This window comes from Actinomyces israelii (assembly GCF_030253495.1).
In the GTDB taxonomy this organism is placed as follows: domain Bacteria; phylum Actinomycetota; class Actinomycetes; order Actinomycetales; family Actinomycetaceae; genus Actinomyces; species Actinomyces israelii.
Genome location: NZ_CP124548.1, coordinates 1,177,635 through 1,203,506, shown reverse-complemented (window position 1 = coordinate 1,203,506; position 25,872 = coordinate 1,177,635). Strand labels below are relative to the sequence as shown.

The window sequence follows — 25,872 nt, the reverse complement described above, 5'->3', positions numbered from 1 at the left end:
CCGGTGTCAATAGTTTAGTACGGACAAATTCGATCTGGGCGAGGGCGGACGCCACGCCCAGCTGGCCACGACCGAAGCGAGGAAAGGTTGCAAACACGCCTGTCCATCCGAAACCCGCTGCCATGTGCACGCCGCACCTCATGGCCGCCTCGACTCGCGCCCGCGGAATCGACATGGAGAATGATCGGTACCGGTCCCAATCGGTTGCGCCGAGCCGCCCGGGGAATTCCGGCCGGCGGGTCCCGGTGATGAGCCCCGCGGACCCGGCTCCGCCGCCCGGGCCGCAGAGCCCGCCCGCCCGGGCGCGCGCCGCAGGGCCGACCGGCTCCTCGCGGGCCGAGCCATCCAGCACCGCGGACCCGGCCCGCAACGGGACCGGACTCGCGGCGCTCACGGAGACGGACGGGCGGCCTCGCCGTCGGACCGGCCCGCCCGATGCGCCCGGGGAGCCCCCTCAGAGCGCCAGCTCATACATGTCTCCGCGGTACAGCGCCACGGTGCGCTCCAGGTTCGGGCCTCCGGCAACCCTAGAGGTGACGACGGTCTGCAGGCAGGGCGCGGTGCGCGCGACCTCGAGCAGCCTCGCCTCCGACTCGGTGGGAAGCCGGGCGGAGACGATGATGCCGGTGCGCTCGATCTCGAGGTGGTAGCGCTGCTCAATGAGCTCGTAGAGCGACCCGGTCAGGTCGTGGCCGAGGATCTGGGGCAGGGCGGCCGCGTTGAGCACCGCCGTCTCGAAGCCGATGGCGACGTCGTCCCCCAGGCGCACGCGCCGGACCTCAACGACGAATCCGCCCTCACCGACGTCGAAGAAGGCGCGCTCGGCCTCGTCGACCGGCGGACGCAGGGTGGCCGATATCAGGCGGCTGCCGGCCCGGCGCCCCGAGGCCTGGAGGGCCTCGGTGAAGGAGTTCGACACGCGCGTCATCTTGGTCACACGAGGGCGGGCCACGAAGGTCCCCTTGCCGGGCACCCCGTGGAGCAGACCGCTCTCCGTGAGGATCTGCAGGGCGCGCCGCACTGTCATGGTCGACGCGCCGAATCGCTGGGCCAGCTCCTTCTCGGGGGGGATCTGCGCGCCGGGGCCCGCTTCGGCCGCCATGGCGGAGATCGCCTCTCGGATGCGCTCGTACTTGTGCACGTTTCCGTCTCCACTTCATTGGGGTGTTCTCAACAACCCTAGATCAGGTGTACTATTCATGTCGCGCACCCTAGGGTGCTCGGTAACACCATAGGGTGCTATGAGGGGCCGAGGACCGCCCGACGGATGCGTCAGGACCCACCCGGCTCCCGCGCAGAACGACTCGAAGGAGAGTGAGCCTCCCGTGCAATCCCCATCGTCGAGGGACGACGCCGGCGCTGCGAGCAGCGTCGTGGCGCTGGACATCGGCGGAACCAAGATCAATGCCGCACTGGTGCGCATCAGGGGCGGTGACGCGGAGATCGTCGAGACAGCGACGACTCCGACCGTGGCATCCGACGGCCACGGCGGAGTCCTCGCCGCCGCCGTCCGAGTGGCCGAGGAGGTGCTCGCGGCCCGTCCCGGCACCTGCCTGGACGCCGTGGGCATGTCCGCCGGCGGCGTCATCGATTCCGCCCACGGCATAGTGACCCACGCCACCGACACCATCCCCGGATGGGCCGGCGCGAATCTGGCCGCGCCCTTCGCCGCGGCGTTCGGCGCGCCCTTCTACGCCCTCAACGACGCCCACGCCCACGGCTTGGGCGAGGCGCTCTTCGGCGCCGGGCGAGGACGCGACTCGATGCTGATGGTGGCAGTCGGCACGGGAATCGGCGGCAGCATCGTCACCCACGGCCGTCTGCTGCAGGGCTCGCACGGCGCGGCCGGTCATATCGGCCACATCGGCGTCAGCGAGGCCGAGGGCGTGGAGTGCACCTGCGGGCGCAGCGGCCACCTCGAGGGCCTCGCCTCCGGGCCCGGCATCCTGCGCATCGCCGCAGGACTGGGTGCCGATGAGGAGGCCAGCCGGGACGGGCGGAGCCTGGCCTCGGCCGCCGAGCGGGGGGACGCCGCCGCTCAGGAGGCCTACCGCATCGCCGGCTTCGCCACCGGCCGGGTCATCGGGAGCCTGCTCAACACCGTCGACGTCGACCTGGTCGCCCTGGCCGGCGGGGTGACGGAGGCCTACAGCGGATGGCTCGACGCCGTCAGGCAGGGGGTGGCCCACGACGCCATGGATGTCGTCGCCGCCACGCCCCTGACCACCGCGATCCGCGGATCGCAGGCAGCACTGCTCGGCGCTGCCGCCTACGCCCTCATCCACCTGGGGTGGGCGCCCAGCACCGAACGACTCGCAGAACGAACGGGAGACTGACCATGTCCACGACCAAAGCCCACAGCGGGCACGTCATCTGGGCGGCCCTCATTATCGCCCTGGGCGGCCTGCTCTTCGGCTACGACACCGGAGTCATCTCCGGCGCGCTGCCCGCCATGACCGACTACTTCGGCCTGAGCTCCCTGACCTCGGGCATCGTCGTCTCCTCCTTGACCGTCGGAGCCGCCATCGGCGCCATGACCTCCGGGCGCCTGTCCGACAAGTTCGGGCGCCGTCCGATCCTGCTGGTCGCCTCCGCCGTGTTCGTCGGCGGCTCACTGCTGGCGGCCTTCTCCACATCCGTGCCGATCATGGTCGTCTCCCGCGTCATCCTCGGCCTGGCCGTCGGCTGCGCCTCCAGCATCGTCCCGGTGTTCATCTCAGAGCTCGCCCCCGCCGAGCTGCGGGGCCGACTGGTCGGCCTGAACCAGCTCATGATCGTCTCCGGCATCATGTTCGCCTACCTGTCCAACTACGCCCTGGCCGGCATCAGCCAGGACTGGCGCTGGATGATCGGCCTGGCCGTCATCCCCTCCCTGCTGCTGGGCATCGGTGTCCTCAGCCTGGACGAGTCCCCGCGCTGGCTCGCCGTCAACGGCCGCGCCGACGACGCCCGCAGGGTGCTGAAGAAGTTCCGCGCTCCCGAGGAGATCGATCCCGAGCTGGAGGACATCCGCGCCACCAGCAGCCAGGCCGTCGAGTCGGAGGGGTGGAGGGCGCTCCTCGACCCCCGGCTGCGTCACGTCCTCGTCGCCGGCGTCGGCCTGCAGGTCCTCGGCCAGCTGACCGGCGTCAACGCGGTCGTCTACTACGCCCCCTCGATCTTCGAGAGCGCGGGCCTCGGCGCCTCCTCGGCGCTCCTGGCCACCGTGGGCGTGGGCGTCATCAATCTTGTCTTCACCGTCGTCGGCATGGGCCTGGTCGACAGGGTCGGCCGCACCGGGCTCCTCGCCGCGGGCGCCGCCGGTCAGGCGGTCTGCCTCGCCGTCTTCGCCTTCCTGCTCATGGGCGGCATCGAGTCCGGCGCGAAGTCCTTCATCGGTGTGGCCTGCATCTTCCTCTACATCGCCGCCGTCGCCGTCGGCCTGGACATCGTCGTCTTCATCATTCCCTCCGAGCTCTACCCTCTGCGTATCCGCGCCACCGCCATGAGCCTCACGACCGGGGTGAACTGGACGCTGAGCTTCATCGTCTCCCTGACCTTCCTCAGCCTCTTCGACGTCCTCGGCGGCGCGGGCACCTTCGGCATCTACGCCGTGGCCACGGCCCTGCTGGCCGTCTTCGCGATCAAGGTCATCCCCGAGACGCGCGGCAAGACGCTCGAGGACATCGAGCGCGAACACGTGCGGAGGGACGCATGACCGCCGGCGCGGGGATCGCCTGCACCCGTACCGTCCGGGCGGGGTCCGCGCAACTCTTCCTCAGCCACGGGGTCACCGACAACGCCGCCTCTCTGGCCGCCGAGCACCGGCGCTGGCAGGACCTCTACGACGTGACGTCGGTGGACGCGCGCGGTCACGGCCTGTCCGCCCGTTTCACGCCCGCCCAGCTGGCCGATCCGGTCGCCGTCATGGTCGAGGACCTCATCGCCCTCGTCGAGGACCGCGGCCACGAGGCCCCCTGCATCCTGATCGGCCACTCGATGGGGGGAGCGGTCTCCGCCGCTGCCGCAGCGGCCCGCCCCGACCTCGTCGATGCCGTCATCCTGGAGGAGCCCGCCTGGCTCTCCGATGAGCAGGCGGCCTCCTACCGGGCGGGGGCCCCGGCCCTGGCCGACCGCATGGCGCGGATCTGCGACGACCCCGGCCGCGCCCTGACGGAGAACCGCGAGGCGTACCCCGCGTGGGACCTGGAGGAGGCCTGCGCCTGGCTGCAGGGCAAGGTCCAGGTCGATCGCGACTTCGTGCGCACCGGCGAGGTGTCTGTCCGCACCCCCTGGACCGGGGTCGCCGCGGCCCTGACGGTACCGACCCTGCTGGTCACCTCCGACGGGGGCGACGTGCTGATCGGCGCCGACGGGCTGGAGACGGTCCGCCTCCTGGGCAACCCGGTGATCCGCACGGCCGTGGTTCCGGGCGCCTCGCACTGCGTGCGCCGCGACCGGGCCCAGGGGTTCCACGCGGTGTGCGACCCCTTCCTGGAGGAGGCGGCGTCATGACGCTGGAACCTGCTCGTCTGCTCGACCCCGAGGTGGCTGCGGCGGTGGGCGGCGTCCCCCCGCAGACCACCTGGGATCCGCAGACCATGCGAGCGGCCGGTGCGGCGATCCTCGGCCACGAGACTCCCGCTCCCGAGGGCGTGAGGCGCACGGTGCGCACCGCCCCGAGCGGGGGCGCGGACCTGGAGCTGAGGCTCCACACCCCGGCCGCGGGCGCGAACGCGGTGATCCTGTCCATCCACGGCGGCGGCTTCGTGGCGGGGCAGGCCGCGTACGACGACGACTGGAACGCCCTGCTGGCGCTGCGCACCGGGGCCGTCGTGGTCAGCCCGAACTACCGGCTTCCTCCCGAGCACCCCTACCCCGCGCCTCTCGAGGACTGCGTGGCGGCGTGGCGGTGGATCCTGGCGCGGCACCCCGACGCGGCGCGCATCGTCTACGGGGACTCCGCCGGGGGGAACCTGGCCGCGGGGCTCGCCCTTCACTGCCGCGACTGCGCCGAGACGATGCCCGACCGGGTGTTCCTCATCGAGCCGGTCCTCGACGACCGCCTGGACACGCCCTCCATGCGCGACGCCGCCGACACGGCCGTATGGGACCTGAAGAACGCCACCGCCTCCTGGGCGGCCTACCTCGGGGGCGCGCAGGCCGACACCCACGCGGCCCCGGCCAGGGAGACCGACCTGACGGGATTCCCGCCGACCTTCCTGCTGGCGAACCAGTGCGATCCGCTCATGGACGAGGACCTCGCCTTCGCGCGGGCCCTCACCGAGGCCGGCGTCCCCACGGAGGCGCTCCTGCTTCCCGGGACGTGCCACGGGGTCCTCGGCCTGGACGGGCCCGCCGTCGCCGAGCGCGCGAGAGAATTCGTTCTGAGCCGACTCGCATCCTCAACGACAGGGGAGATGTCCCATGAGTGACCCGATCGAGGCGCTCCGCGGCGGGCTGGTCGTCTCCTGCCAGGCGTATCCCGGTGAGCCGATGCTCCACCCGGAGACCATGGTCCAGGTAGCCCAGTCGGTGGTCGGCGGCGGCGCCGCGGGAGTCCGGCTGAAGGGCCTGGAGGACCTGCGCCTGGCCCGGCCGCTGCTGGACGTGCCGATCATCGGCCTGGTGAAAACCGGTCACGAGGACGTCTACATCACGCCCATGCTGAAGGACGCGCTGGCCGTGGCCGGGACCGGGTGCGACATCGTGGCCGTCGACGGCACGCGCCGTCCCCGCCCCGACGGGCGCACCCTGACCGAGACCCTCGCCGAGCTGAAGCGCCAGTTCCCGAGGGTCACCGTCATGGCGGACTGCGGATCGCTGGAGGACGGTCTGGCCGCCCTGGACGCCGGCGCCGACGTGATCGGCACGACCCTGGCCGGCTACACCGGTGAACGGCCGGCCACGGACGGCCCGGACCTGGACCTTATCGAGGAGCTGGCCGGACGCGCCGAGGCTCCCATCGTGGCGGAGGGCCGTATCCACGACGCCGCCGCGGCCGCCGCCGCCTTCCAGCGCGGCGCGACGGCGGTGACGGTGGGCACGGCCATCACGCACCCGGCATCGATCACCCGCTGGTTCCGCAAGGGGATCGCGCAGGAGCTGAAGCGCTGACGGGCGGGGAGGCACCGCCGGGGGAACGGAGGCCCGCCCGTCGCGGCGAGGCCCTCACGGGTGATTCCAACGAGGCGCGACCCGGCTCACACCTCCCCCTCGCCGAGATCGGTAGAAACCCGCGTCGCCCCCGCGCCCTCGTCCCCAGCCCACTGGCGGGGGACGAGGGCGCGAGGCCTCTGCAGGCGTCGGGGCCCGCGCGCAGAGGGTGGAAGGGCGACGGGAGCACCGCAGCCGGCGGCAGCCGCCGGGCCCGTGACCTCTCCGAGACCGCCGTCGGGCGGGGAGAGGGCCCCTCAGGACCCGTCACTCGTAGACGGCCTTCTGAATGTTCTCGTCCTTCATGTTGGTCGTGTCGTACCAGTAGTAGCCGGAGTCGATGAACGTCTCGACGGTCTCGCCCTTGATGACCTTGTCGGCCGCGACGACGGCCTGGTAGCCCATCTCGTAGGGGTTCTGCGTGACGGAGCCGGCGATGGTGCCGGCGGTGATGAGGTCCATCTGCGGCTTGCCGGAGTCGAAGCCGACGATCTTGACCGTCTTGGTCATGCCGGCGGTCTCCGTCGCCTGCGCGGCGGCGACGGCGCCGTCGTCGTCCGTGGCGAAGATCCCGGCGAGGTCCGGATTCGCCTGGAGGATTGCGGCGGCCTGCTGCTGGGCGACGGCCTGGTCGGAGTTGTTGTACTGCACGTCGACGATCTGGATGCCGGGCGCGTTCTTGGCGACCCAGTCGCGGAAGCCCTGCTCGCGGTCCTGCCCGGTCACCGAGGTCTGCGAGTGGCAGATGATCGCGACCTTCCCCTTGGCGCCGATGAGCCCGGACAGGTGGCTCGCGGCCTCGCCGGCGGCGGCCGCGTTGTCCGTGGCGACAGTCGTCTTCGGGATGTCCGAGCCCGGAACGCCGGAGTCGAAGGCGACGACCGGGATCGAGGCGTCCGTGAACTGCTGGAGCACGGTGCCCTGCGAGTCCGAGTCGAGCGCGGCGAAGACGAGCGCCGACGGCTGCTTGACCAGGGCCTGCTGAAGCTGGTCGTTCTGGCGCGGGACGTCGGTCTCGGTGTCGGGACCGTTGAAGGTGATGCTGTATCCGAGATCGGCGCCCGCGGCCTCCGCGCCCGCCTTGACGGCGGCCCAGAAGGGGCTGGCGTAGCCCTTGGCGACAACCGCGATGGTCCCGCCGCCACCGCCGCCGGCGGTACCGCCCGAACCGCCGCAGGCGGTCAGACCGGTCATCGACAGCGCCAGCGCCGCCACGAGACCGAGAGCCTTCTTGAACCTCATTGTTCGTTCTCCTTGTGTCAGTTGTGTCAGTTGTGTCAGTTGTGTCATGGTCCAGGACTCTCCGGGACCGGTGGGGGTGATGAATCGGTTGTGAGCGGGTCTCCGCCTGACGGCGGGGCTCAGCTCTTCTGGCGTCGGGCGTCCAGGTACACCGCGCCGAGGACGACGATGCCCAGGAGGACCTTCTGCCACTGGTCGGGGATGCCCATGAGCACGGCGCCGTTGCGGATCGTGGCGATGACGATGGCGCCGACGACCGAGCCGAAGACCGAGGCCCGGCCGCCCTGCAGCGAGGCCCCGCCCAGGACCGCCGCGGCGATGGCGTACATCTCGTAGGACTGGCCGACGTCGGGCTTGCCCGACGCCAGGCGCGAGGCCATGAGGACGCCCGCGAGACCGGTGAAGGTGCCGCCGAGCGTGTAGACGAGCATCTTCCACTTCTTGACGTTCACGCCGGACAGGCGGGTGGCCTCCTCGTTGGAGCCGATCGCGAGCGCGTAGCGGCCGATGAGGGTGCGGTTGAGGAGGTAGGCCGCGATGACGGCCACGATCGCAATGAGGTAGAGCGCGTTCGTGACCCCGAGCGTGCGGCCCTGGCCGAGCCTGAGGAAGGCCGTGAACTCCGAGAGCGGAATGGCGGAGGTTCCGGAGATGACCAGGGCCATGCCCCAGGCGATGAGCATCATGGCCAGCGTGGCGATCATGGGCTGCATGCGCAGATAGGCGACGAGGATGCCGTTGACGGTCCCCATCAGGGCCCCGGCGAGCAGGCCCACGGCCACGCCGATGAGGATGACCAGCGCCATGCCCATTCCGGCCCCGGCGGCCCACTTCATGGCCACGGCCAGGCAGACGCCCGTGAAGGCGATGCCGAATCCCGGTGTCAGGTCGATGCCTCCGGTGGCGATGACGAAGGTCAGGCCCAGGGCGAGCAGGACGTAGACGGAGGCGTCCAGGAGCAGCGCCGAGAAGTTGGCGACCTGCAGGAAGTACGGGCTGGCGATCGCGAAGCCGGCGATGAGGATCAACTCGGAGACCACCACCAGCACCTGGGAGCCGTGCCGGGTGAGGAAGCTCGATCGGTCTCCCTTCTTCTTCTGGCCGCGGAGCGCTTTCTTCTCCGCATCGGGGGCGGTTGCTTGCACGGTGCTCACGCTGACTCCTTCGTCGTCGCGGGGACCTGGCCTGTGGCCAGCGCCATGATTGAGTTCTGGGTGGCGTCCTCGTTGTTGAGGACACCGGTGACGCGGCCCTCCCACATGACGACAATGCGCTGGGAGAGACGCAGGACCTCGGGGATCTCCGAGGAGATGACAATGATCGACTTGCCCTGGGCCGCCAGACTGTTGAGCAGGTCGTAGATCTCGTCCTTGGCTCCGACGTCGATGCCCCGCGTGGGCTCGTCGAAGATGAGGATGTCGCAGTCACGGGCCAGCCACTTTCCGATGACGACCTTCTGCTGGTTGCCGCCCGAGAGGTTCTTGGTGTTCTGCCACTTCGAGGGCGTCTTGACCCGGAGCCGCCCGATATAGGTGTCGGTGGTTCCGGCGGCCCTCGAGTCGTCCACGATGATGCCGCGCGCCCACGACCGGTAGGAGGGCAGGGCGGTGTTCTCGACCAGGCTCTTGTCGAGCAGGAGGCCGTAGCGCTTCCTGTCCTCCGACAGGTAGGCGACGGAGTGCCGCACCGCGTCCTCCGGGGACTTGATGCGGACCTCCTTGCCGTCGATCTCGACCCGACCGCCCGTGCTGGGATCGGCACCGATGAGCGCTCGGGCCGCCTCCGTCCGGCCGGCGCCCACCAGGCCGGCGAATCCGAGGATCTCGCCCTTGCGCAGGTCGAAGCTGACGTCCCTCAGGAGGTCCTTCGTGCTCAGGCCCTCGACCTTGAGCCGGATCGGCGCCCGCGGGTCCAGCGGCTCCGGACGGATGTCCGTGGCGATCTTGCGCCCCACCATCTTCTCGATAATGTCGTCGATCGTCATCTCCTCCGCGGGACTCGTGGAGATCCACCGGCCGTCGCGCATGACGGTGATGGTGTTCGAGACCCGTTTGATCTCGTTCATGCGGTGCGAGATGTAGACGATCGCCGTCCGGTCGCTGATGAAGTCCTTCATCACGCGGAACAGCGCCTCGGTCTCGCGCTCGGTGAGCGCGGCCGTGGGCTCGTCCATAATGAGGATCTTGGCGTCGAAGGACAGCGCCTTGGCGATCTCGACCATCTGCTGCGTCGCGACGGTCAGGTCCCCCACCTTCGCGTCCGGCTTCAGGCTCAGCCCCACCCGCTCCAGGAGGGCCCTGGTCTCCTCGCGCATCTTCCTGGGCGACAGGTTGAACCGCGTTCCCGAGAACTGCTCGCGCCCGAAGAAGATGTTCTGCTCGACCGTGAGGTCGGGCATGAGGTTGAGCTCCTGATGAATGATGGAGATCCCCTTGGACTGCGCGTCCAGGGGCCCGTTGATCACGGTCTCCTCTCCGCCGAGCCGGATCACACCGGCGTCGGGCCTGTAGATGCCCCCCAGGACCTTCATGAGCGTGGACTTGCCCGCTCCGTTCTCGCCGACCAGCGAGTGGACCTCACCGGGGCGGAGCGTGAACCGCACGTCGTCGAGGGCCAGCACCCCGGGGAATCTTTTCGTGATCCCGTGCGCCTCAAGCAGAGGCGCCGCCGAGCCGTCAGTCGTCATGTCCCGCACTCTCCTTTCCGTGTTGGTAGTGGTTCCGGCAGTGGTTGGTGATCAGTGGCCACGGATCTCGGCGACCCTGACGGGCCGCCCCTCCTCGCGGGAGACGCCGAGGGCGAGTGCGACGCGGAGGGCCTCCAGGGCGTCGTCGACGGTGCAGGGGCTCTCGCGCCGCCCCGCGACGACATCGACGAAGGCGGCCAGCTCGGCCTCGTAACAGGCCTTGAAGCGGGCGATGAAGTCGTCCCACGGGGCCTCGTCGGGGAAGCTCGCGCCGGGCTCGACGCTCACGAGAGGCGCCTTGGGCTCCAGCCCGACGGCGGCGTTGCCCCTGGTGCCGGCGACCTCCATGCGGACGTCGTAGCCCTGGCCGTTGTTCCGCGAGGTCTGCGCGGTGGCCAGGGCCCCGTCGTCGAGCCTGAGGACGGCGACCGCCTCGTCGACGTCGCCGTGCGCCGCGAAGTAGTCCGCTCCGCGGACCGAGCCGAAGGCGAAGACCTCCTCGACCTCGCGGCCGGTCACCCAGCGCAGGATGTCGATGTCGTGGATGAGGCAGTCGCGCCAGATGCCGCCGGAGGATGCCACGAACTGCTCGGGCGGGGGCGTCTGGTCGCAGGTCAGGACGTGCAGCCGGTGGACCTCGCCGAGCTCGCCGGAGCGCACCCGGCGCCGGGCCTCGGCGTAGCCGGGGTCGAAGCGGCGCTGGAAGCCGATCTGGGAGACGACGCCGGCCTCGTGGACGGCCTCGATGCAGCGCTCGGTTCCGGCGAGGTCGGCCGCGACGGGCTTCTCGCAGAAGAAGGGCAGCCCCGCCCCCGCGGCGCGGATGATGAGCTCCTCATGGGTCGTCGTCGGGGTGGCGATGACGACCCCGTCGACACGGTCCGGGCTCTCCAGGGACTCCTCGACGGTCGCGGCGACGACGGGCGCGCCGCAAGCGGGCTCCAGGTCGTGCGCGACCCGAGCCGCGCGCTCGGCGTCCATGTCGCACACGACGAGCTCCACGGCGGGATTGGCCGCGAGGGCCGCGGCATGGCCGACGCCGATCCGCCCGACGCCGAGCAGTGCGATCCGAATGAGAGGGGTACTCCCACGAGTGGTCATCTGGACCTCCTTCGGGCCAGCGGAGAGAACGAGTCAGCACGTGCTATTGACACGTGCTAATACTTCTAGGGGATTCGTTATCCTTAATGAGTTGGGGGTCGCGCCTCGTCGCGCCTCATCGCCCGACGAGCGAGACGGATGCTACACCGCGACAACTTGTCATGACAAGCGCTATGAGAACGGATCGACTCGAACGGCGCCGGCCTCCCCCGGCCCGCCCGTCGTCGGCCCCCGCCGCGCCCTCCCGGGCGGTTGTCCGTTAGAGTTCCCGATGTGAAGGATCCTGCCCGGGTGACGGCGCAGGTCGAGCCTCCGGCCGTCCCATCGTCCCCATCCCACTGGGAGGTGCCATGTCCGGCCGTCGTCGCTACGCCACCCAGGCGGACATCGCCGCACTGGCCGGCGTCTCACGGGCCACCGTCTCGCTGGCCATCAAGGGCTCGCCCCACGTCTCCTCCGAGAAGCGGGAGCGGGTGCTCGCAGCCGCGGAGTCCCTCGGGTACGTCAACAACGCCATCGCCTCCGCGCTGGCCGGCAACCGCTCGCGGCTCCTCATCGGGCTGCTCGTCCAGTCGCTGTCGAATCCGGTCTTCACCGACGTCCACGAGGCCATCGAGGCGGTGCTCGGCCCGAGCGGGCACAGCGCCCTCATCATGTGCGGCGGCGTCGAGAAGGGCGTCGAGGACGCGGCCCTGAGGACTCTCACGTCCTTGAGGCCGGACGGGATCATGCTGGCCGGATACTCCGGATCGACGTCCTCGCTGTACCGGGCCGTCCAGGCCGTCCCCGTCGTCTCCATCACCCGCGAGATCGTCCCGCCGCCGAGCACGCGGGAGGACCGCACCGGACGCAGGCCGGTGATCCGCAGCGTCGTCAACGACGACCGCGGAGGGGCCGCGCTCGCCACCGAGCACATCCTCTCGCTGGGGCACACCCGGGTGGTCCACATCCGCCTCCCCCGCCCCCTGCCCTATGAGGAGCGCGTCCGCGGATACAGGGAGGTCATGAAGGCCGGCGCCCTTCCGCCGCGCTCGGTGCCGGCGCCGATCACCGTCGAGGGCGCCATGCGCGTGGCTCGCCAGGAGCTCAGCCGGACCCCGCCTCCGACAGCCTTCTTCTGCGGCAACGACGTGCAGGCGCTCGGCGTGCTGGACGCGGTCGCCGACCTGGGCCTGGTCGCGGGGCGGGAGGTCTCCGTCGTCGGCTACGACAACACCTCGATCGGAGCACGCGCGGGCCTGACCTCGGTCGACCAGCACGCCCGCGCCCTGGGCACGATCGCCGCGCGGGCGATGCTCCGGGCCCTGGGCCGGGCCGACGTCGAGGAGCCGGGCACTCCCCCGGCGCCCGTGCTGGTGCAGCGCACCTCGTCGGCTCCCCCGACGACGACCTGACCGGGCGCGGTGGCGCCGGAACGCGGCGCCGGGGCGGGCGCAGGATCTGCACGGTACCTGCACGACGGCGCGGCTACCAGTGGGCGACGACCTCGATGCCCTCCCGCTCCAGGGCCTCGTGCCACGCGGGGTCGCGCAGCAGCCGCGCCTCCCACACGCGCTTGTCCCACTCAGCACCGAAGCGCCGGCGGGCCCACGGCGTGTCCGCCCCCGGGTGGGCGAAGATCTCCGAGGTGCCCTCGGGCAGCGCGGGCAGCAGGCCCGTGTAGAAGTCGCGCAGGGACTCGTAGGCGCCGATCCCGGCAGCCGGGCGCGGGTCGGTGAGAATCATCTGCGGCAGGGCGACGCCGAAGGCGTCCGCGGCCTCGACCGCCCGCCGGTGGGCCCGGGCCAGGGCAACGGGGACCTCGCCGCCGAGCAGGGCGGCGTCGAGGGCGCGGGGCAGGCGGAGAGCCAGGTGGCGCTCGGCGCAGACGGCCAGCACCGGGACCGGCCCCGCCCCGCCGTGCAGGCCGTAGACGGTGCCCGCGTGGGAGTCGATGCGGTCCGCGGCCAGCCCGACGTCCCCCAACCGGGCGAGCTGGGCGGCGACCTCCGCGGCGATGGCCTTGGGGGTGGCGCGCGCCTCGGCGACAGCCGGGTCGACCGGCAGGTTGCCGTCGGGGTCGGCGAGGGCCGTCCCCTCCGGCGACAGCGGCGCCCACGGCTCACGGCCCCGGTCGGAGCTGGTGGCGAGGTGGAGCCCGATGCCGAGCTCGCGCTGCTCACGCAGGGACGCCAGCCCGGGAGCGACCCGGCCAAGGTGCTCCGAGACCGCCAGCACGGTGGTGGCCGAGGCGCAGCCGTCGCGGAGCAGGCCGCGGACCACCTCGGCGCTGGCCGGGTCGTAGCCGTAGTCATCGGCGGTGACCACCACGCGGCGGGTGCTCACGAGCGACTCTCCTCATCCGTGCCCTTCTCGCCCGCCCTCTCCTCGCGCGTGTCGGCAGCCGGGGTGTCGGCGGGCACCTGGATGAACCGTGAGATCACCACGCCGATCATCAGCAGGCCGAAGGGGTACAGGGACATGTAGACCCGCCAGGCGAGCCCCGCCCGCGGTCCCGGGTCGGCGCCGGAGTGGTAGCCGAAGAACCAACCCAGGGACAGCAGCGCGACCGAGACGGGGACGGCGCTGAGCCGGCCGAGGACCCCGAAGGCGGACAGGAAGACTCCCTCGCGGTGGATGCCGGTGCCGGCGGCGTCGTGGTCGAGGATGCGGGCGAAGATCAAGTCGTTCGTGGCCAGCATGCCGGAGTACCCGAAGCCGACGCACAGACCGGCGGCAATGGCTGTGGCCAGGTTGCCGGCCAGGAACAGGGGCAGGAAGGACACGGCCGCCACGGGCAGAGCGAGCCTCCAGGTCCGTGCGGCGCCGCGCCGTCGCACGATCACGGTCCACACGGCCAGGAAGCCGATCGAGCCCAGGATGACGGTGATCTGCAGGACCGTGGCCTGCAGGGCGCCGCCCCCCAGCGAGTGGTCGACGTAGAGCTGCAGGCCGCCGAGCACCAGCGACATGGCGGCGCCGTAGCAGGCCGAGACGACTCCCACCGTCCAGAAGTAGCGGTTGGTGATGATCTCGATGATCGAGGCGATGAACCGGGGGCGCGTCTCCTCCACGACGTCCGGGTTCTCGTGGATGCCCAGGGCCATGAAGATAATGATGGCACTGGCAACCGCGCCGTAGATGACCGCCAGCAGCTCGTACCCGCGGGTCGGGTCGGTGCACTGGGGGCTGGAGACGTCGCAGCCCAGGACCTTGCGGGCCAGCAGGGGCGTCAGGCCCAGGGAGATGATCATGGCGACCAGCTGCAGGCCCTGCCGCAGGGAGTTCGCCAGGGCGCGACGGCGCTCGGCGGGGAAGAGCTCGGGAAGCAGGGCGCCGTAGCTGGCGTTGATCAGGGAGTCCGAGGCCTCCGAGAGGATCGCGAAGGTGGCGAACCACGCCACGAGCATGCCCGTCTTGCGGGCCACGACGGCGTCGGGGACCCAGAACAGGGCGATCATCGAGCCCAGCAGCAGCAGGGCGCCGACGACCAGGTAGGGGCGCCGCCGCCCCCAGCGGCTGCGGGTGCGGTCCGAGATGTAGCCGAAGACCGGGTTGTCGACGGCGTCGATCACGCCGTAGACGGCGTAGACCCCGGCGTAGGCCGCGGCGTCCATTCCCAGGACCGAGACGTAGAAGTAGAGCATCGACCCCTTGATGACGTTGATGGGGATCGAGGTGCCGAACATGCCGATGGCGTAGCGCCACGGCGGGGTGCTGCGGTGCGGGGCGGGAGCTGGGGTGGTCTCCATGGGATGTCCTTCGGGGCCTCCTCACCGGGACCGCGGTGTGTGGTGGGAGGATCGTCGGGGTGGCTGGGATCCGGTGGTCCCTCGTGCCGCCCTATCGTGCCACCGACGGCCTTCTCGAAGCCACTTTCCGCGCCGCGGGCACGACCGCGAGCACGTCGCGCGCCCGCGTGGCCGCCACGTACAGCAGCGAGCGCTCACGCAGCCGCCAGTCAGCCAGGGCCGTCTTGTCCAGGGGCTCCCGGTAGCGGCGCCGGGGGTCGAGGAGCGTGTTGACGTCGAGCAGGAGCACGTGCGTGAACTCCAGGCCCTTGGCGCGGTGCATGGTCATGACCAGCGGCCTGCCGGGCCTGACCTCCTCACGGTCCACGACCTGCACCTCCAGGCCCTGCTCGCCCAGCGCGGCGGCCACCTGGTCGCGCTGGCGCTTGTCGGGCACGAGGACGGCGATCGTCTCGGGGGCCGGGGCCCCAGCACCGGTCTCCCCGGCCGCAGACGTCAGCAACCACTTGCGCACGATCGCGGTGACGCACAGTATCTGCTCGTGCGGTGAGCTCGCACGGGCAAGGAACGGCAGCGGCCCGGAGCGCGAGGAGCGGTAGGGGTGCTTCTCGACCAGTCCCTCCAGGTCGGTGAAGGAGCCGCCCTCGAGCACGTTCACGGCCCAGGCCAGGTTCTGCGCGGTGGTCCGGTAGTTGAGCGTCAGGCGGCGGGCCCGCCCGCGGATCTCGATCCCGTAGTGGGACAGGGTCACCTTCTGGCCGTAGATGCGCTGGTGGGAGTCCTCGCACAGGAAGAGGTCGTCGGGCCCCTGGGCGACCAGCGCACGCAGCAGCTGGAAGTGCGCGGGGGTGAGGTCCTGGGACTCATCGACGATCACGTGGTCAAAGAGGTGCTGACCGGTCCGCTCAAGCCACGCGGCTGCGATCGCCGCCTTCTCCGCGAAGCTGGTCCCCCCTTCCGCACGGCCGGCGGACCGGTAGGCCGCGATCACCTTCCACACCGCCGCGCGCCTGGCCCGGCTGAGAGCCAGTCCCCGGCCCTGACGCCGCACGCTCAGGTACTGGGACTCGGTGGTGACCCGGTAGGGCAGGATGACGGTCTCGTACTCGGCCTCGAAGAAGGCCGTGGTGGCGATCTCGGCGGGAAGGATCCGTCCGGCCTCGTCAATGGCCTGGTCCCAGCTGGCGCCGGAGGACTTCAGCGGGTCCTCCCGGGGGTGCCCGAGCACGTCCTTGACGGCGTCGGCAATACCGGCGCGAGCCCGTTTCATTATGGCCCAGACGAGCTGGTCGATACCGCTGACGTAGACACCGGACCCACCGAGCCGCTTTACCGTCTGCGCACCGGAGAACTGGTGGACCTGGGAGGCCAGGTCGTCGGCCAGGTTACGGGTGTAGGTGGTCAGCAGCACGCGCGCACGGGGGTTCGCCCGGGCCAGGTTGCGGGCGCGGTGGACGGCGACGACGGTCTTGCCGGTGCCCGCGCCCCCGGACAGGCGGAAGGAGCCGTTACGGGACTTCTCCGCGTACTCGCGCTGCTGGGGGTGGAGGAAGATACGCCAGGCACCGAAGTCCCCGCTATCAATAATCCGGCGCAGCTCGTCACTGTCCTCGACCTTGTAGAAGGTCATGCGGGCGGCGGGCAGGTTCAGGCCGGCGAGGAGCTTCTCGTCCTCCGTGCCCTCGATGACGGCACCCTGGTCGAGGGCGAGGTCGCTGCGCACCTGCTCCAGCGACTTCCCGGTGGCCAGATCCAGGAGCGCGTCAGCCTGCCAGGCCACGCTCGCGGACACAATAATGTCCTCCAGAGCGTCCTCGGTGGGCGCGGCGAGTGCACGGGCAGCGAGCTCCTCGTCCACACCGAGACGGTCGTGGATGATCTGCACGGTCAGGCCCGGCTCCCAGCCGGGGGCCTTCCCCATGACGTTCGCGCTCTGCACCGAGATACCCTCAGGAGCCGGGGAGGCAAAGGACCTGCCGGGCGCCTCGGCTGGGGCGCCGGTGACCGGGGCGTCCTCGGCGAGCGCCTCGACGGCATCGGTAATGCGGTGAATCTCGGGGACCCCGTTGACGGGATTCGTGGTCAGGCGGGTGGTGCGCGCTATCTTAATGGCCTTGTCATGCGGCCAGATGCCGTAGAATCCGTAGACGGGCCCGAAGCTGCTGTCCACCTTGAACAGGACGGCCCGGAAATTGCGGTCCACCCTGCCCGTGCGCACTCGGGGGTCGGCGGCCGACTGGATGGGCTCAATGTGCAGGCCGGGAAGGGTGTCATCGGCCCTGAGCTTCTCCAGGAAGGTGTAGGCCTTCTTGTTCATGGACGAGTCCATGCCGTCCTTGACGTTGATCATCACCAGAGTGGGCACGTCTCACTCCTCATCCAGACGGACACGCACCAACATGGCTGCCACCGCAATGATGACGGGCAAGATCTCGTCGAGCAGGCGAGTGGTCCTGCGCAGGACGGCCTGAAACCGGAGTCTCATCTCCCGATGCTGGGAGGACCCGGCGGGGGCGGTCAGGCTCATGGGGGCATCCTCGCACGTCCCGCCCCCATGGGCTCAGCGGCGGGAGCCCCGCCGCCGGAGAATCTCGCCGTCGCCCTGGGAAAGAGGAGCGGGGCCGGCGGTGCGAGGCCGGATGCCACGGACGCGCACCGGGGGCGGAGACTCTCCGGGCCGGCGACAGGTCTTCGGCCCTCACAGGGCCCCGGCTCACAGGTGCTTGAGCGCCTCGCGCCGACTCAGCGGGGACAGGCGCGGGTGGTTCGTAACGAAGGTGCGCACCCAGGCGCCGTCGGTGCGGGCGTAGTCCCGCAGCGCCCAGCCGATCGCCTTGCGGATGAAGAACTCGCCGTCGTCCTGGTTGGCCTCGATGACGTCCCCGAGCAGGGACGTATCGGTGCGCTCCTTGTGCTGAAGCTGGCAGATGATCGAGCTGCGGCGGACCCACAGGTCCGCATCAGTCGCCCAGGCGCGCATCCGGGCGGCAGCGGCGGGATGCGCCCGCACCACGAGGCCGACGGCGTGCGAGGCCTCGTCCACCAGGTCCCACCACTGCCCGGTGCGCAGCAGGTGCTCGTACAGGGCGAGGGACTCGATGCGCTCGGCATGCTGCGCGGAGTGCCTGGAGCGGATGATGGCGAGCACCGCGAACCGCTCCTCCCGGTGCTCGGCCGTGTCCCACACCCGGCGCAGCGCGGCCTCCCAGCCGGTGGCGTCGCGCCACAGGCAGGGGTGGGAGGCGGCGACCGCCTGGGCGATGCGGCGGGTGCGGGGGACGCCGACGCCGTACATCTCCATGGCCGACTTGAGGTAGCGGCGCTGCTGCTCGGCCCTCGCGGGGTCGCCGGCTGCGGCCAGCGCCTCGCGCAGGTCGCGGACGAGGGCGCCCGTCTCCTCATCGGGACGGACATCTGCCAGTGGGGTCACGTCAGTACTGTACACCGTCAAGCTCACCGGCCGCGTCCAGCCGGTGAGCGCCGGCCGGGTCAGTCGCCGTAGTGGTGGCGGCAGGCCACGATGTGGATGTCCCCACCGTCATCGATGCGGTAGACGAGGCGGTGCTCATCGGTGATGCGCCGCGACCAGTGGCCGGTCAGCTGGTACCGCAAAGGCTCGGGCTTGCCGATCCCCTCGTGGCCGGAGTGCTGGATGTCGCGCAGGAGCAGGTTGATGCGCCTGAGCACCTTGCGGTCATGGACCTGCCACCACAGGTAGTCCTCCCAGGCCGAGTCGTCCCATGCGATCGCCACCTCAGTCGACCTCAATAGGATCGTGGTAGGTGTCCTGACCGGCTCGGGAGCGCGCAACGGCCTCGAGCAGGCGCTTGGCGTTGGCGGGGTTGCGCAGGAGGTAGTCGGTCTCCTTGAGGGACTGGTACTCCGCCAGGGAGACGATGACCGCCGGCTCGCGCCCCGCCCGGGTGATGACGACCTCCTCGCAGTCATCGACAACGGAGTCCAGCACCTCGGCGTAACGGGCGCGGGACTCGCTGTAGCTCATGGTCTTCACGGCGTCCTCCTGAGATGAGACGTACAGGAAAGTGTACGCCACATCCTCGTCTCCAAGGAGCGCGTCAAGATCAGCAAGATCGAGTGATGGAGCGGGAAGACTCTCCGGCACCGCCCGAGCGGGCCCCGCGGCCGGCGGATGCACCCCGGCGCTCGCCCGCTCGCCCAGGACATCCTCAGTCGGCAGTCCGCGGAGCGCAGACACCATCTGTGGAGAGACCACGCCCGCCGATAGCCCTCACCGGCCCTGGCAAGGAGCCAGCGCAATGGGCGCGTGCGGCCTGGATCCGCTTTGGAGCGCGGCGCAGGAGTCGCCCCACCCGTAACGCATGGCCAGGTCCGGTGTCCAGATAGGCATCCACGCCTTCTTGAGGCCATCGGCAACAGCTCCGGTGATCTGCAGGATCGCAGCGCAAGGAACAAGAAGGTGGCGTGCGAAAGCGTCGGCGAGCCGCTCTGGCGCCAGCCGTCGGCATCCTTCACCCTCTCTCACCCTCTCTCAGCACGAGGCCGTCATCGCAATGGACAACATGGCTGAACTCGTGCGCAAGAGCGCTTCGTTGGCGCACAGGGTGCCGGCTGGCGACGACGGCGATGGGTCACCTCGCGCAGGAGCCGATCGACTGCCTCGGAGTCCGGGGCGACTGCGCACGGCGCGCGCCATCAGGGGCGGTCGGAGCCCGGCGCCCCCGATGCGCGCACCGCACGCAAATAGCGGTCGCGGCCGGTGAGGTCCTGTCCGGTGAGCGCCGCCTCGAAGCCGGCGGCGAGCGCAGTCTCGCGCAGCGCCCGACCCTGACCGGCGTCGTGCTCCATGACGAGGACGCCGCCGGGCCGCAGGAGGGCGGCTGCACGGTCGACGACGGCGCGCGGCACGGCCAGCCCGTCCTCTCCCCCGCCGAACAGGGCCGCCTCCGGGTCGTGCCGCTGGGTCTCGACGTCCTCGAGCGCGCCGGCGGGCACGTACGGCGGGTTGGAGACGACGACGTCGACTCGCCCGTCCAGCTCGTGCAGCACTCGCGGGTCGGCGGCATCGCTGCGGACCACCTCCACCCGCCCGGGAGCCAGGCGTTCGCAGTTCTCCCGAGCCAGAGCCACGGCCGTCTCATCGATCTCGACGGCGACCAGGCGCGCCTGGGGGACCTCGCGGGCGAGCGCCACCGCGATTGCGCCCGAGCCCGCGCACAGGTCGACGGCGAGTGGGGCGCCGTCGTCGTCGGTCATCCGCCGGGCGGCCTCGACGGCGGCCTCCGCCACCACCTCGGTCTCGGGGCGGACGATGAACACACCCGGTCGGCTCGCCAGCTCCAGGCCCCGGAACCACATGACGCCCAGAATGTGCTGGAGCGGCTCACGTGCGGCGCGGCGCGCAACGAGCAAGCGGTAGGCGGACGGGAAGTCGGAGTCGGCGCCGTCGGCCAGAAGCAGCGGAGCGCCCAGCAGGTGCTCGGCGAGCAGTCGGGCGTCGTTCTCCGGCGAGGCGACGCCCGCGTCCGCAAGACGCGCTGCGGCAGCCCGCACCTCGCCGCGCAGCGCATAGCGGTCAAGGTGACTCATGGGGCACATGGGACACATGGGGCTCTGCACCGATCTCGACGCGGAACTCGACCGATCTCGGCGAAGTGCGGCGGGGGGCGGGCGTCACTTCTCGCCGATCGCGGCGAGGCGCTCGGCCCCGTCCATCTCGATCGCACTGGAGATGATTGGCCCGAGGTCGCCGTCGAGCACGGAGTCCAGGTTGTAGGCCTTGTAGCCGGTGCGGTGGTCGGCGATGCGGTTCTCGGGGAAGTTGTAGGTGCGGATGCGCTCGCTCCTGTCCACGGTGCGCACCTGGGAGCGGCGGGCATCGGCCTCCTCGGCGGCCGCGGCGGCGGCGCGCTCGGCGAGCAGGCGCGCGCGCAGCACGCGCATGGCCGCCTCCTTGTTCTGCAGCTGGGACTTCTCGTTCTGCATGGACACGACGATGCCGGTGGGCAGGTGGGTGATGCGCACGGCCGAGTCAGTGGTGTTGACGGACTGCCCGCCCGGCCCGGAGGAGCGGAAGACGTCGATGCGCAGGTCTGCGGCGTCGATCTCGAGCTCGCCGGGGTCGTCGGCCTCGGGCATGACGAGCACGCCGACGGCGGAGGTGTGGATGCGGCCCTGGCTCTCGGTGACGGGCACGCGCTGGACGCGGTGCACGCCGCCCTCGTACTTCAGGTGCGCCCACACCCCCTCCTGGGGCTCCGCCGTGCCGCGGGCCTTAATGGCCAGGCGCACGTCCTTGTACCCGCCGAGGTCGGACTCGGCGGCGTCCAGGATCTCCACGACCCACCCCATGCGCTCAGCGTAGCGGGCGTACATGCGGGCCAGGTCGGAGGCGAACAGCGCCGACTCCTCGCCGCCCTCACCCGCCTTGACCTCGATAATGACGTCGCGGGCGTCGTCGGGGTCGCGGGGCACCAGCACCTCGCGCAGCCGGTCGGCGGCCGCGGCCGCGGCCTCGGCCAGCCCAGGAAGCTCGGCGGCGAAGTCGGCGTCGTCGACGGCGAGCTCACGAGCGTCGGCGAGGTCCTCCGAGGCGGTCCGCCAGGCGCGGTGAGCGGTCACGACCCGTCCGAGCTCGGCGTAGCGGCGGCCCAGGCGGCGCATGGCGCCGGGGTCGGAGGCGACGGCCGGGTCGGCCATGTCCCGCTCCAGGTCGGCGTACTCGGCGAGCAGCGGCTCGACGGCGGAGAAGTCCTCGCTCATGGTGTCCTCGGAGCCTCGGGATGGACGGGGGGCGCGGTATCTGGAACCGATCTCGATGCGGAACTGAACCGATCTCGACCAGACGCGACGACGCCGACGGGGCTCGTTCGGAGCGCCCGTCGGCGTCGTGCAGGCCGGCTACTTCTTGCGCTTGCCGTAGCGGGCCTCGAAGCGGGCCACACGACCGCCGGTGTCAAGAATCTTCTGCTTGCCCGTGTAGAACGGGTGGCAGGCCGAGCACACGTCCACGCGGATCTCCCCGGAGGTGACGGTGGAGCGGGTCTCGAAGGTGTTGCCGCACGTGCACGTGACAGTGGTGGGCACGTAGTCGGGGTGAATCCCCTGCTTCATGGTATCTCCTAGCATTCAGAGGGTCCCGGGTCCCGCATGAGGGTGCGGGTGAACCGGAGGCCGGGAGCGATTGTGCCACCGGCTCCTCGGGCGCACAATGAGACGACGGCGGTGGCCGCGTGATTCAGCGCACCCGGGCGTCCTCCGCGCTGTCGCACGGACCGATCTCGACGCGGAACCGAACCGGTCTCGGCGAAAGGACTGCGGCGTCGACCGGCCGGGCCCGGGAGGACCGTGATGGTCCTCCCGGGCCCGGGAATCGGTTCAGCCGCAGTCGGTGAAGCGGGTCAGCTGCCCGTCAGCCTCGCGGCTCCGCCTCAGGCGCGACGACGCCTGATACGAAGAGCGGCGGCCCCCGCACCAACGAGGAGCACCGAGGTGAGGCCGAAGATCAGGGCGCTCGTGCCCGTGTGGGCCAGCTCGGGGGTTCCCATCGGGGCGGCGGCCTCGGCGGGCTCAGCGGCCTTCGCCGGCTCGGCGGCCGCAACCGGCTCGGCAACCGCGCCCGGCTCGGCGGGCTCGGCGGCTGCGACCGGCTCGGCGGATCCAGCGGCCTCAGCCGACTCAGAAGCCGCTGCGACCCCAGCCATGGCGGCCGGTTCACCGGCCGCAGTCCCTGACGCCGCGCCACCGCACGCCGCCTTCTCGTGGCACTCCGCCATCACGTTCGCAGAGCCCTCGAAGTCCCAGTCGTACTGGACGACCTTATCGCCGTTCTCGTTGACAATGACGAAGTCGTAGCCTCGAGCCAGGGTCCCGACGTTCGCAGTCATGAGGTACTGGAGCACACGGATGTCCCCCGCCTCGCCCGACAGCGGCAGCTCGCCAATGAGCTCCCCGTCATCCCAGACCTGGAGCGTGTAGGAGCCGTCAACATTGATCTTGACCGTGATCGTCAGGAGGCAGCCGTCGCGGGTGACGCCGAGAATCTCAGCGTTGTGGAGCAGGGAGGGGGCAATGCGGGCCTGGCCGCTGATGTCGATCAGCTCCCCGTCCTTGGGGTCGGCGGCCGCGGGTGCTGCGGCAGCCACCGGCTCGGGTGCTGCGGGTGCAGAGGCCGCCACGGGCTCGGGTGCTGCGGCAGCCTTGGGCTCGGCGGCAGGCTCAGCCGCAGGCGCGGGGTCGGCGGCCTCGGCAGGCGCCTCGGGCGCAGGCGCAGGCTCGGCAGGCTCAGCCGCAGGCGCGGGGTCGGCGGCCTCGGCAGGCGCCTCGGGCGCAGGCGCAGGCTCGGCAGGCTCAGCCGCAGGCTCGGCGGCCTCGGCAGGCGCCTCGGGCGCAGGCGCAGGCTCGGCAGGCTCAGCCGCAGGCTCGGCGGCCTCGGCAGGCGCCTCGGCCTCGGGCGCAGGCTCGGCAGGCTCAGCCGCAGGCTCGGCGGCCTCGGCGGGCGCCTCGGCCTCGGGCGCAGGCTCGGCGGGCGCCTCAGCCGCAGGCTCGGCGGCCTCGGCGGGCGCCTCGGCCTCGGGCGCAGGCTCGGCGGGCGCCTCAGCCGCAGGCTCGGCGGGCGCCTCAGCCGCAGGCTCGGCGGCCTCGGCGGCAGGTACGGGATCGGCGGCGGGGTCCGGGGCCTCTTCCGCGGATGCCGGCGCCACGAGGCAGCCGGCGAGAAGAGCGGCAGCCGCACCAGTGATAATGCTTCGTCGCATGAGGGGTGTCCTTCGTTTTGATGTCAGGAGCAGATCCAGGTGTCTGCCCCTTCATCGCAACAAAGGCCTTTGCGGTCCCACAAGAACAAAAACTTGCCATTTTCCATGACCGGAACCGCAACCACGCCCCTAGTACATGCCACTCCCATGCGCGCAACGGTCTAAAGTCCCAACTTTGGTCTCTCTTTGGAACTGCCGTGGCGCCGCAGCCCCATTGGGAGTCGCAGCGCCACGGTGCATGCACCTGCCCGTCAGCTATTGGTTCAGGACTTGTGGCGGAAGCGGCGCAGTGCGATGCCCCCGCCAATCAGGACCAGCACGATCAGCACGCCCAGGCCGACAGCAGGACCGGTCCTGGCCAGAGCGTGAGCGGGCTTGGAGGAGGCCGTGGCGGCAACCGGGACCTGAGAGGCCGCCGCGGCGGCGCACTGGGTCATCACCATCTCCGAGCCCTCGAAGTTCCAGTCGATGTACTGGACCTTGGCCTCGCCCGACTTCAGGAGGAAGTCATAGCCCCACGCCTCGGTGCCGACGTTCGCACCCATCGTGTAGGTGGCGGTGACGACCTCGTCGGCCGCGCCACCGACCTCCACGGTGCCGACCTGCGCACCGTCATCCCAGACGGCAATGATGTAGGTGCCCGCGGTGTTGACCTGGACCTCGAAGGTCAGGACGCAGCCCTCTCGATGGATGGAGACGATCGAGGCCTCGTTGCTGTACTGCTTGTTCTTGGAGGTCATCCCCGGGTCGCCGGCGACGACAGCGCCCGCCGTCGCCGGTGCGGGATCCTCGGCGGCGGGATCGGCGGACTCAGCAGGATCAGCGGGGCCGACAGGAGGCGCCTCGCCGGCCTCCGCCGGGGTCGCGGCCGCCGGATCCCCGCCAGCACCGGCGTCGCCCTTGCCGGGCTCCGCCGGATCCTCGGCGGCGCCGGGCGCCCTCTCTTCCCCACCGGAGCTCGGCCTCGGAGCCTCGGGGGAGTCGGCGGCGCTCTTTGGGCCAGGAGTGGGTGTCGGGCTCGCAGTGGCGGTCGGAGACGGCTCGGACGAGCCGTCGCTTGTTGTCGTATCGGCCGCCGCAACCGGCGCGAGGAGCAGACCAGCGCTCAGCACAGCACCGAGCAGACCGGTAGTGATGTGGGATCGCTTCACGGGACGTCCTTCGGGCGGAGAGGTACGGGTCACAGTCGACTGTACACCTGTTCCTTCGTGGACGACCAGCCATAAAGTGACCGAGACCTCATCTCACCGACCCCCGCCGGCTCGTCGTCGCCGCACAGGACGATGATTTCATCATCTCCCGCCCCTCGTCCGGCACCCGGACGCCAGAACAGTTGTCTCCGGCGCCCGGTAATTCATCAGTGCTTGCCGCTCGTCGACGCGAGCGCGACGGTGAGTCATGGCGGCCGCGGCGGGCGGCCCGCGCGGGACAGGTATGAGGAGCGCAGCATGGGAGAGGAACACGGGAGAGTAAACGCCCCCGAGGACGCCGACACCGGCTGGATGGTGGAGCTCGACCGGGTGAGCGTCCTGCTCGGAGGCGAGCCGCGCGTGGACGGACTCACCTGGCGCGTCCCGCAGGGGCGCGTCTACGGGCTGCTGGGGCCGAACGGCGCCGGCAAGTCCACCGTGATCAACCTGATCACCGGCCTGCTCGCCGCGTCGAGGGGAAGCATCAGGGTGGGAGGCCTCGATCCGGTCCGCGACGCGGTCGAAGTCCGCGGGCTGATCGGGCTGGTGCCGCAGAGCGACAGCGTCTACCCGGACCTGTCCGCACGGGAGAACCTCCGCTTCCACGGGGCGCTGTTCATGGACTCGGTGGGCGAGATCCCCGACCGGATCGAGAAGACCCTGGAGCTTGTCGAGCTCGCCAAGCGGGCCGACGACCCGGTTCGGACCTTCTCCGGCGGAATGCGCCGTCGCCTGTGCATCGGGCGGGCGCTCATGCACAGGCCGAGGATCCTGCTGCTGGACGAGCCCACGCTCGGGGTCGACGTCCAGGGCACGTATCGGATCTGGGACTACATCAGGGCCCTGCGGGGCCAGGGCATCACCGTCATTGTCACCACCAACGTCATGGGCGAGGCGGACTACCTGTGCGACGACCTGGTCATCCTCGATCACGGCCGGCTGGTCGCACAGGGCAGCCCGGCCGAGCTCAAGAGCCGGGCGGGGGCGGACTCGCTCGGGGACGTGTTCCTGTCCCACACCGGCCGCGGCCTGCGGGACTGAGAAGGGCACCG

24 protein-coding genes are annotated in these 25,872 nt (G+C 70.9%); 7 read left to right on the top strand and 17 right to left on the bottom strand.

Features of this window, described 5'->3' with window-relative positions:
- Positions 1–454 precede the first annotated feature (454 nt).
- Positions 455–1,141: a GntR family transcriptional regulator gene (locus AIF0345_RS04970; protein WP_285297499.1), complete on the bottom strand. Its 687-nt coding sequence runs from the start codon at positions 1,139–1,141 to the stop codon at positions 455–457.
- Positions 1,142–1,325: 184 nt separating this feature from the next.
- Here AIF0345_RS04970 and AIF0345_RS04965 point away from each other — a divergent pair, with 184 nt between their 5' ends.
- The 5 genes from AIF0345_RS04965 to AIF0345_RS04945 are packed head-to-tail and all read left to right on the top strand — an operon-like array spanning position 1,326 to position 6,096.
- Positions 1,326–2,336, top strand: a complete 1,011-nt coding sequence (locus AIF0345_RS04965; protein ID WP_285297498.1) for an ROK family protein — start codon at positions 1,326–1,328, stop codon at positions 2,334–2,336.
- Between the two features lie 2 nt (positions 2,337–2,338).
- On the top strand, positions 2,339–3,697 hold the full coding sequence (locus AIF0345_RS04960; protein WP_268916582.1) for a sugar porter family MFS transporter: 1,359 nt from the start codon (positions 2,339–2,341) through the stop codon (positions 3,695–3,697).
- A complete protein-coding gene (locus AIF0345_RS04955) occupies positions 3,694–4,494 on the top strand; it encodes an alpha/beta fold hydrolase (protein WP_268916581.1) in 801 nt (266 codons plus the stop codon). The genes AIF0345_RS04960 and AIF0345_RS04955 overlap by 4 nt, the downstream gene beginning before the upstream one ends.
- Entirely contained in the window at positions 4,491–5,414 is a 924-nt protein-coding gene (locus tag AIF0345_RS04950) for an alpha/beta hydrolase (RefSeq protein ID WP_285297496.1), read from the top strand. Before AIF0345_RS04955 ends, AIF0345_RS04950 begins: the two co-directional genes overlap by 4 nt.
- Complete coding sequence (locus tag AIF0345_RS04945) at positions 5,407–6,096, top strand: N-acetylmannosamine-6-phosphate 2-epimerase (RefSeq protein WP_268916579.1); 690 nt, start codon at positions 5,407–5,409, stop codon at positions 6,094–6,096. The genes AIF0345_RS04950 and AIF0345_RS04945 overlap by 8 nt, the downstream gene beginning before the upstream one ends.
- A 306-nt stretch (positions 6,097–6,402) precedes the next feature.
- On the opposite strand, the gene AIF0345_RS04940 is transcribed toward AIF0345_RS04945, so the two are convergent.
- From AIF0345_RS04940 to AIF0345_RS04925, 4 genes are all read right to left on the bottom strand, one after another.
- The gene (locus AIF0345_RS04940) at positions 6,403–7,377 is read right to left on the bottom strand and encodes an ABC transporter substrate-binding protein (RefSeq protein WP_043562967.1); all 975 of its coding nucleotides are present in this window, start codon (positions 7,375–7,377) and stop codon (positions 6,403–6,405) included.
- Between the two features lie 119 nt (positions 7,378–7,496).
- Positions 7,497–8,531, bottom strand: coding sequence for an ABC transporter permease (locus AIF0345_RS04935; RefSeq protein WP_268916578.1), 1,035 nt, complete (start codon positions 8,529–8,531; stop codon positions 7,497–7,499).
- On the bottom strand, positions 8,528–10,063 hold the full coding sequence (locus AIF0345_RS04930) for a sugar ABC transporter ATP-binding protein (protein WP_268916577.1): 1,536 nt from the start codon (positions 10,061–10,063) through the stop codon (positions 8,528–8,530). The genes AIF0345_RS04935 and AIF0345_RS04930 overlap by 4 nt, the downstream gene beginning before the upstream one ends.
- 51 nt (positions 10,064–10,114) lie before the next feature.
- A complete protein-coding gene (locus AIF0345_RS04925; protein WP_285297492.1) occupies positions 10,115–11,164 on the bottom strand; it encodes a Gfo/Idh/MocA family protein in 1,050 nt (349 codons plus the stop codon).
- Positions 11,165–11,514: 350 nt separating this feature from the next.
- Between AIF0345_RS04925 and AIF0345_RS04920 the strand changes: the two genes are divergently transcribed.
- Entirely contained in the window at positions 11,515–12,558 is a 1,044-nt protein-coding gene (locus AIF0345_RS04920) for a LacI family DNA-binding transcriptional regulator (RefSeq protein WP_285297490.1), read from the top strand.
- Between the two features lie 73 nt (positions 12,559–12,631).
- On the opposite strand, the gene AIF0345_RS04915 is transcribed toward AIF0345_RS04920, so the two are convergent.
- The 12 genes from AIF0345_RS04915 to AIF0345_RS04860 all read right to left on the bottom strand — a co-directional run bounded on the left by AIF0345_RS04915 (position 12,632) and on the right by AIF0345_RS04860 (position 24,781).
- Positions 12,632–13,489, bottom strand: coding sequence for a carbohydrate deacetylase (locus AIF0345_RS04915; RefSeq protein WP_285297488.1), 858 nt, complete (start codon positions 13,487–13,489; stop codon positions 12,632–12,634).
- Positions 13,486–14,895: an MFS transporter gene (locus tag AIF0345_RS04910; protein ID WP_285297486.1), complete on the bottom strand. Its 1,410-nt coding sequence runs from the start codon at positions 14,893–14,895 to the stop codon at positions 13,486–13,488. The genes AIF0345_RS04915 and AIF0345_RS04910 overlap by 4 nt, the downstream gene beginning before the upstream one ends.
- A 91-nt stretch (positions 14,896–14,986) precedes the next feature.
- Positions 14,987–17,260, bottom strand: coding sequence for a UvrD-helicase domain-containing protein (locus AIF0345_RS04905; RefSeq protein WP_285297484.1), 2,274 nt, complete (start codon positions 17,258–17,260; stop codon positions 14,987–14,989).
- A gap of 3 nt (positions 17,261–17,263) precedes the next feature.
- A complete protein-coding gene (locus tag AIF0345_RS04900; RefSeq protein ID WP_285297482.1) occupies positions 17,264–17,422 on the bottom strand; it encodes a hypothetical protein in 159 nt (52 codons plus the stop codon).
- 186 nt (positions 17,423–17,608) lie between these two features.
- Positions 17,609–18,325: a DNA alkylation repair protein gene (locus tag AIF0345_RS04895; protein ID WP_268916572.1), complete on the bottom strand. Its 717-nt coding sequence runs from the start codon at positions 18,323–18,325 to the stop codon at positions 17,609–17,611.
- Between the two features lie 59 nt (positions 18,326–18,384).
- The gene (locus AIF0345_RS04890; RefSeq protein WP_268916571.1) at positions 18,385–18,648 is read right to left on the bottom strand and encodes a Txe/YoeB family addiction module toxin; all 264 of its coding nucleotides are present in this window, start codon (positions 18,646–18,648) and stop codon (positions 18,385–18,387) included.
- A gap of 1 nt (position 18,649) precedes the next feature.
- Positions 18,650–18,907 carry a type II toxin-antitoxin system Phd/YefM family antitoxin gene (locus AIF0345_RS04885; RefSeq protein WP_268916618.1) on the bottom strand — a complete coding sequence of 86 codons (258 nt, stop codon included), beginning with the start codon at positions 18,905–18,907 and terminating at the stop codon, positions 18,650–18,652.
- Between the two features lie 662 nt (positions 18,908–19,569).
- Positions 19,570–20,463 carry a peptide chain release factor N(5)-glutamine methyltransferase gene (gene prmC / locus AIF0345_RS04880; RefSeq protein ID WP_285297479.1) on the bottom strand — a complete coding sequence of 298 codons (894 nt, stop codon included), beginning with the start codon at positions 20,461–20,463 and terminating at the stop codon, positions 19,570–19,572.
- 84 nt (positions 20,464–20,547) lie between these two features.
- Positions 20,548–21,636, bottom strand: coding sequence for a peptide chain release factor 1 (gene prfA / locus AIF0345_RS04875; protein ID WP_285297477.1), 1,089 nt, complete (start codon positions 21,634–21,636; stop codon positions 20,548–20,550).
- Positions 21,637–21,774: 138 nt separating this feature from the next.
- Positions 21,775–21,987: a 50S ribosomal protein L31 gene (gene rpmE / locus AIF0345_RS04870; RefSeq protein WP_043562944.1), complete on the bottom strand. Its 213-nt coding sequence runs from the start codon at positions 21,985–21,987 to the stop codon at positions 21,775–21,777.
- Positions 21,988–22,304: 317 nt separating this feature from the next.
- Positions 22,305–23,630, bottom strand: a complete 1,326-nt coding sequence (locus AIF0345_RS04865; RefSeq protein ID WP_285297475.1) for a hypothetical protein — start codon at positions 23,628–23,630, stop codon at positions 22,305–22,307.
- Positions 23,631–23,893: 263 nt separating this feature from the next.
- Positions 23,894–24,781 (bottom strand): hypothetical protein, encoded by an 888-nt coding sequence (locus AIF0345_RS04860; protein WP_285297473.1) that lies wholly within the window; start codon positions 24,779–24,781, stop codon positions 23,894–23,896.
- Between the two features lie 297 nt (positions 24,782–25,078).
- On the opposite strand from AIF0345_RS04860, the gene AIF0345_RS04855 reads away from it, so the two are divergent.
- Positions 25,079–25,861: an ABC transporter ATP-binding protein gene (locus tag AIF0345_RS04855; RefSeq protein ID WP_268916565.1), complete on the top strand. Its 783-nt coding sequence runs from the start codon at positions 25,079–25,081 to the stop codon at positions 25,859–25,861.
- Positions 25,862–25,872: the final 11 nt, after the last annotated feature.

Bases quoted from the DNA above. Each gene is read 5' to 3' on its own strand.
- AIF0345_RS04960 (WP_268916582.1), top strand. From the start codon at position 2,339: ATGTCCACGACCAAAGCCCACAGCGGGCACGTCATCTGGGCGGCCCTC.
- AIF0345_RS04955 (WP_268916581.1), top strand. From the start codon at position 3,694: ATGACCGCCGGCGCGGGGATCGCCTGCACCCGTACCGTCCGGGCGGGG.
- AIF0345_RS04950 (WP_285297496.1), top strand. From the start codon at position 4,491: ATGACGCTGGAACCTGCTCGTCTGCTCGACCCCGAGGTGGCTGCGGCG.
- AIF0345_RS04945 (WP_268916579.1), top strand. From the start codon at position 5,407: ATGAGTGACCCGATCGAGGCGCTCCGCGGCGGGCTGGTCGTCTCCTGC.
- AIF0345_RS04940 (WP_043562967.1), bottom strand. From the start codon at position 7,377: ATGAGGTTCAAGAAGGCTCTCGGTCTCGTGGCGGCGCTGGCGCTGTCG.
- AIF0345_RS04930 (WP_268916577.1), bottom strand. From the start codon at position 10,063: ATGACGACTGACGGCTCGGCGGCGCCTCTGCTTGAGGCGCACGGGATC.
- AIF0345_RS04925 (WP_285297492.1), bottom strand. From the start codon at position 11,164: ATGACCACTCGTGGGAGTACCCCTCTCATTCGGATCGCACTGCTCGGC.
- AIF0345_RS04920 (WP_285297490.1), top strand. From the start codon at position 11,515: ATGTCCGGCCGTCGTCGCTACGCCACCCAGGCGGACATCGCCGCACTG.
- AIF0345_RS04910 (WP_285297486.1), bottom strand. From the start codon at position 14,895: ATGGAGACCACCCCAGCTCCCGCCCCGCACCGCAGCACCCCGCCGTGG.
- AIF0345_RS04900 (WP_285297482.1), bottom strand. From the start codon at position 17,422: ATGAGCCTGACCGCCCCCGCCGGGTCCTCCCAGCATCGGGAGATGAGA.
- prmC (WP_285297479.1), bottom strand. From the start codon at position 20,463: ATGAGTCACCTTGACCGCTATGCGCTGCGCGGCGAGGTGCGGGCTGCC.
- prfA (WP_285297477.1), bottom strand. From the start codon at position 21,636: ATGAGCGAGGACTTCTCCGCCGTCGAGCCGCTGCTCGCCGAGTACGCC.
- rpmE (WP_043562944.1), bottom strand. From the start codon at position 21,987: ATGAAGCAGGGGATTCACCCCGACTACGTGCCCACCACTGTCACGTGC.
- AIF0345_RS04865 (WP_285297475.1), bottom strand. From the start codon at position 23,630: ATGCGACGAAGCATTATCACTGGTGCGGCTGCCGCTCTTCTCGCCGGC.
- AIF0345_RS04855 (WP_268916565.1), top strand. From the start codon at position 25,079: ATGGGAGAGGAACACGGGAGAGTAAACGCCCCCGAGGACGCCGACACC.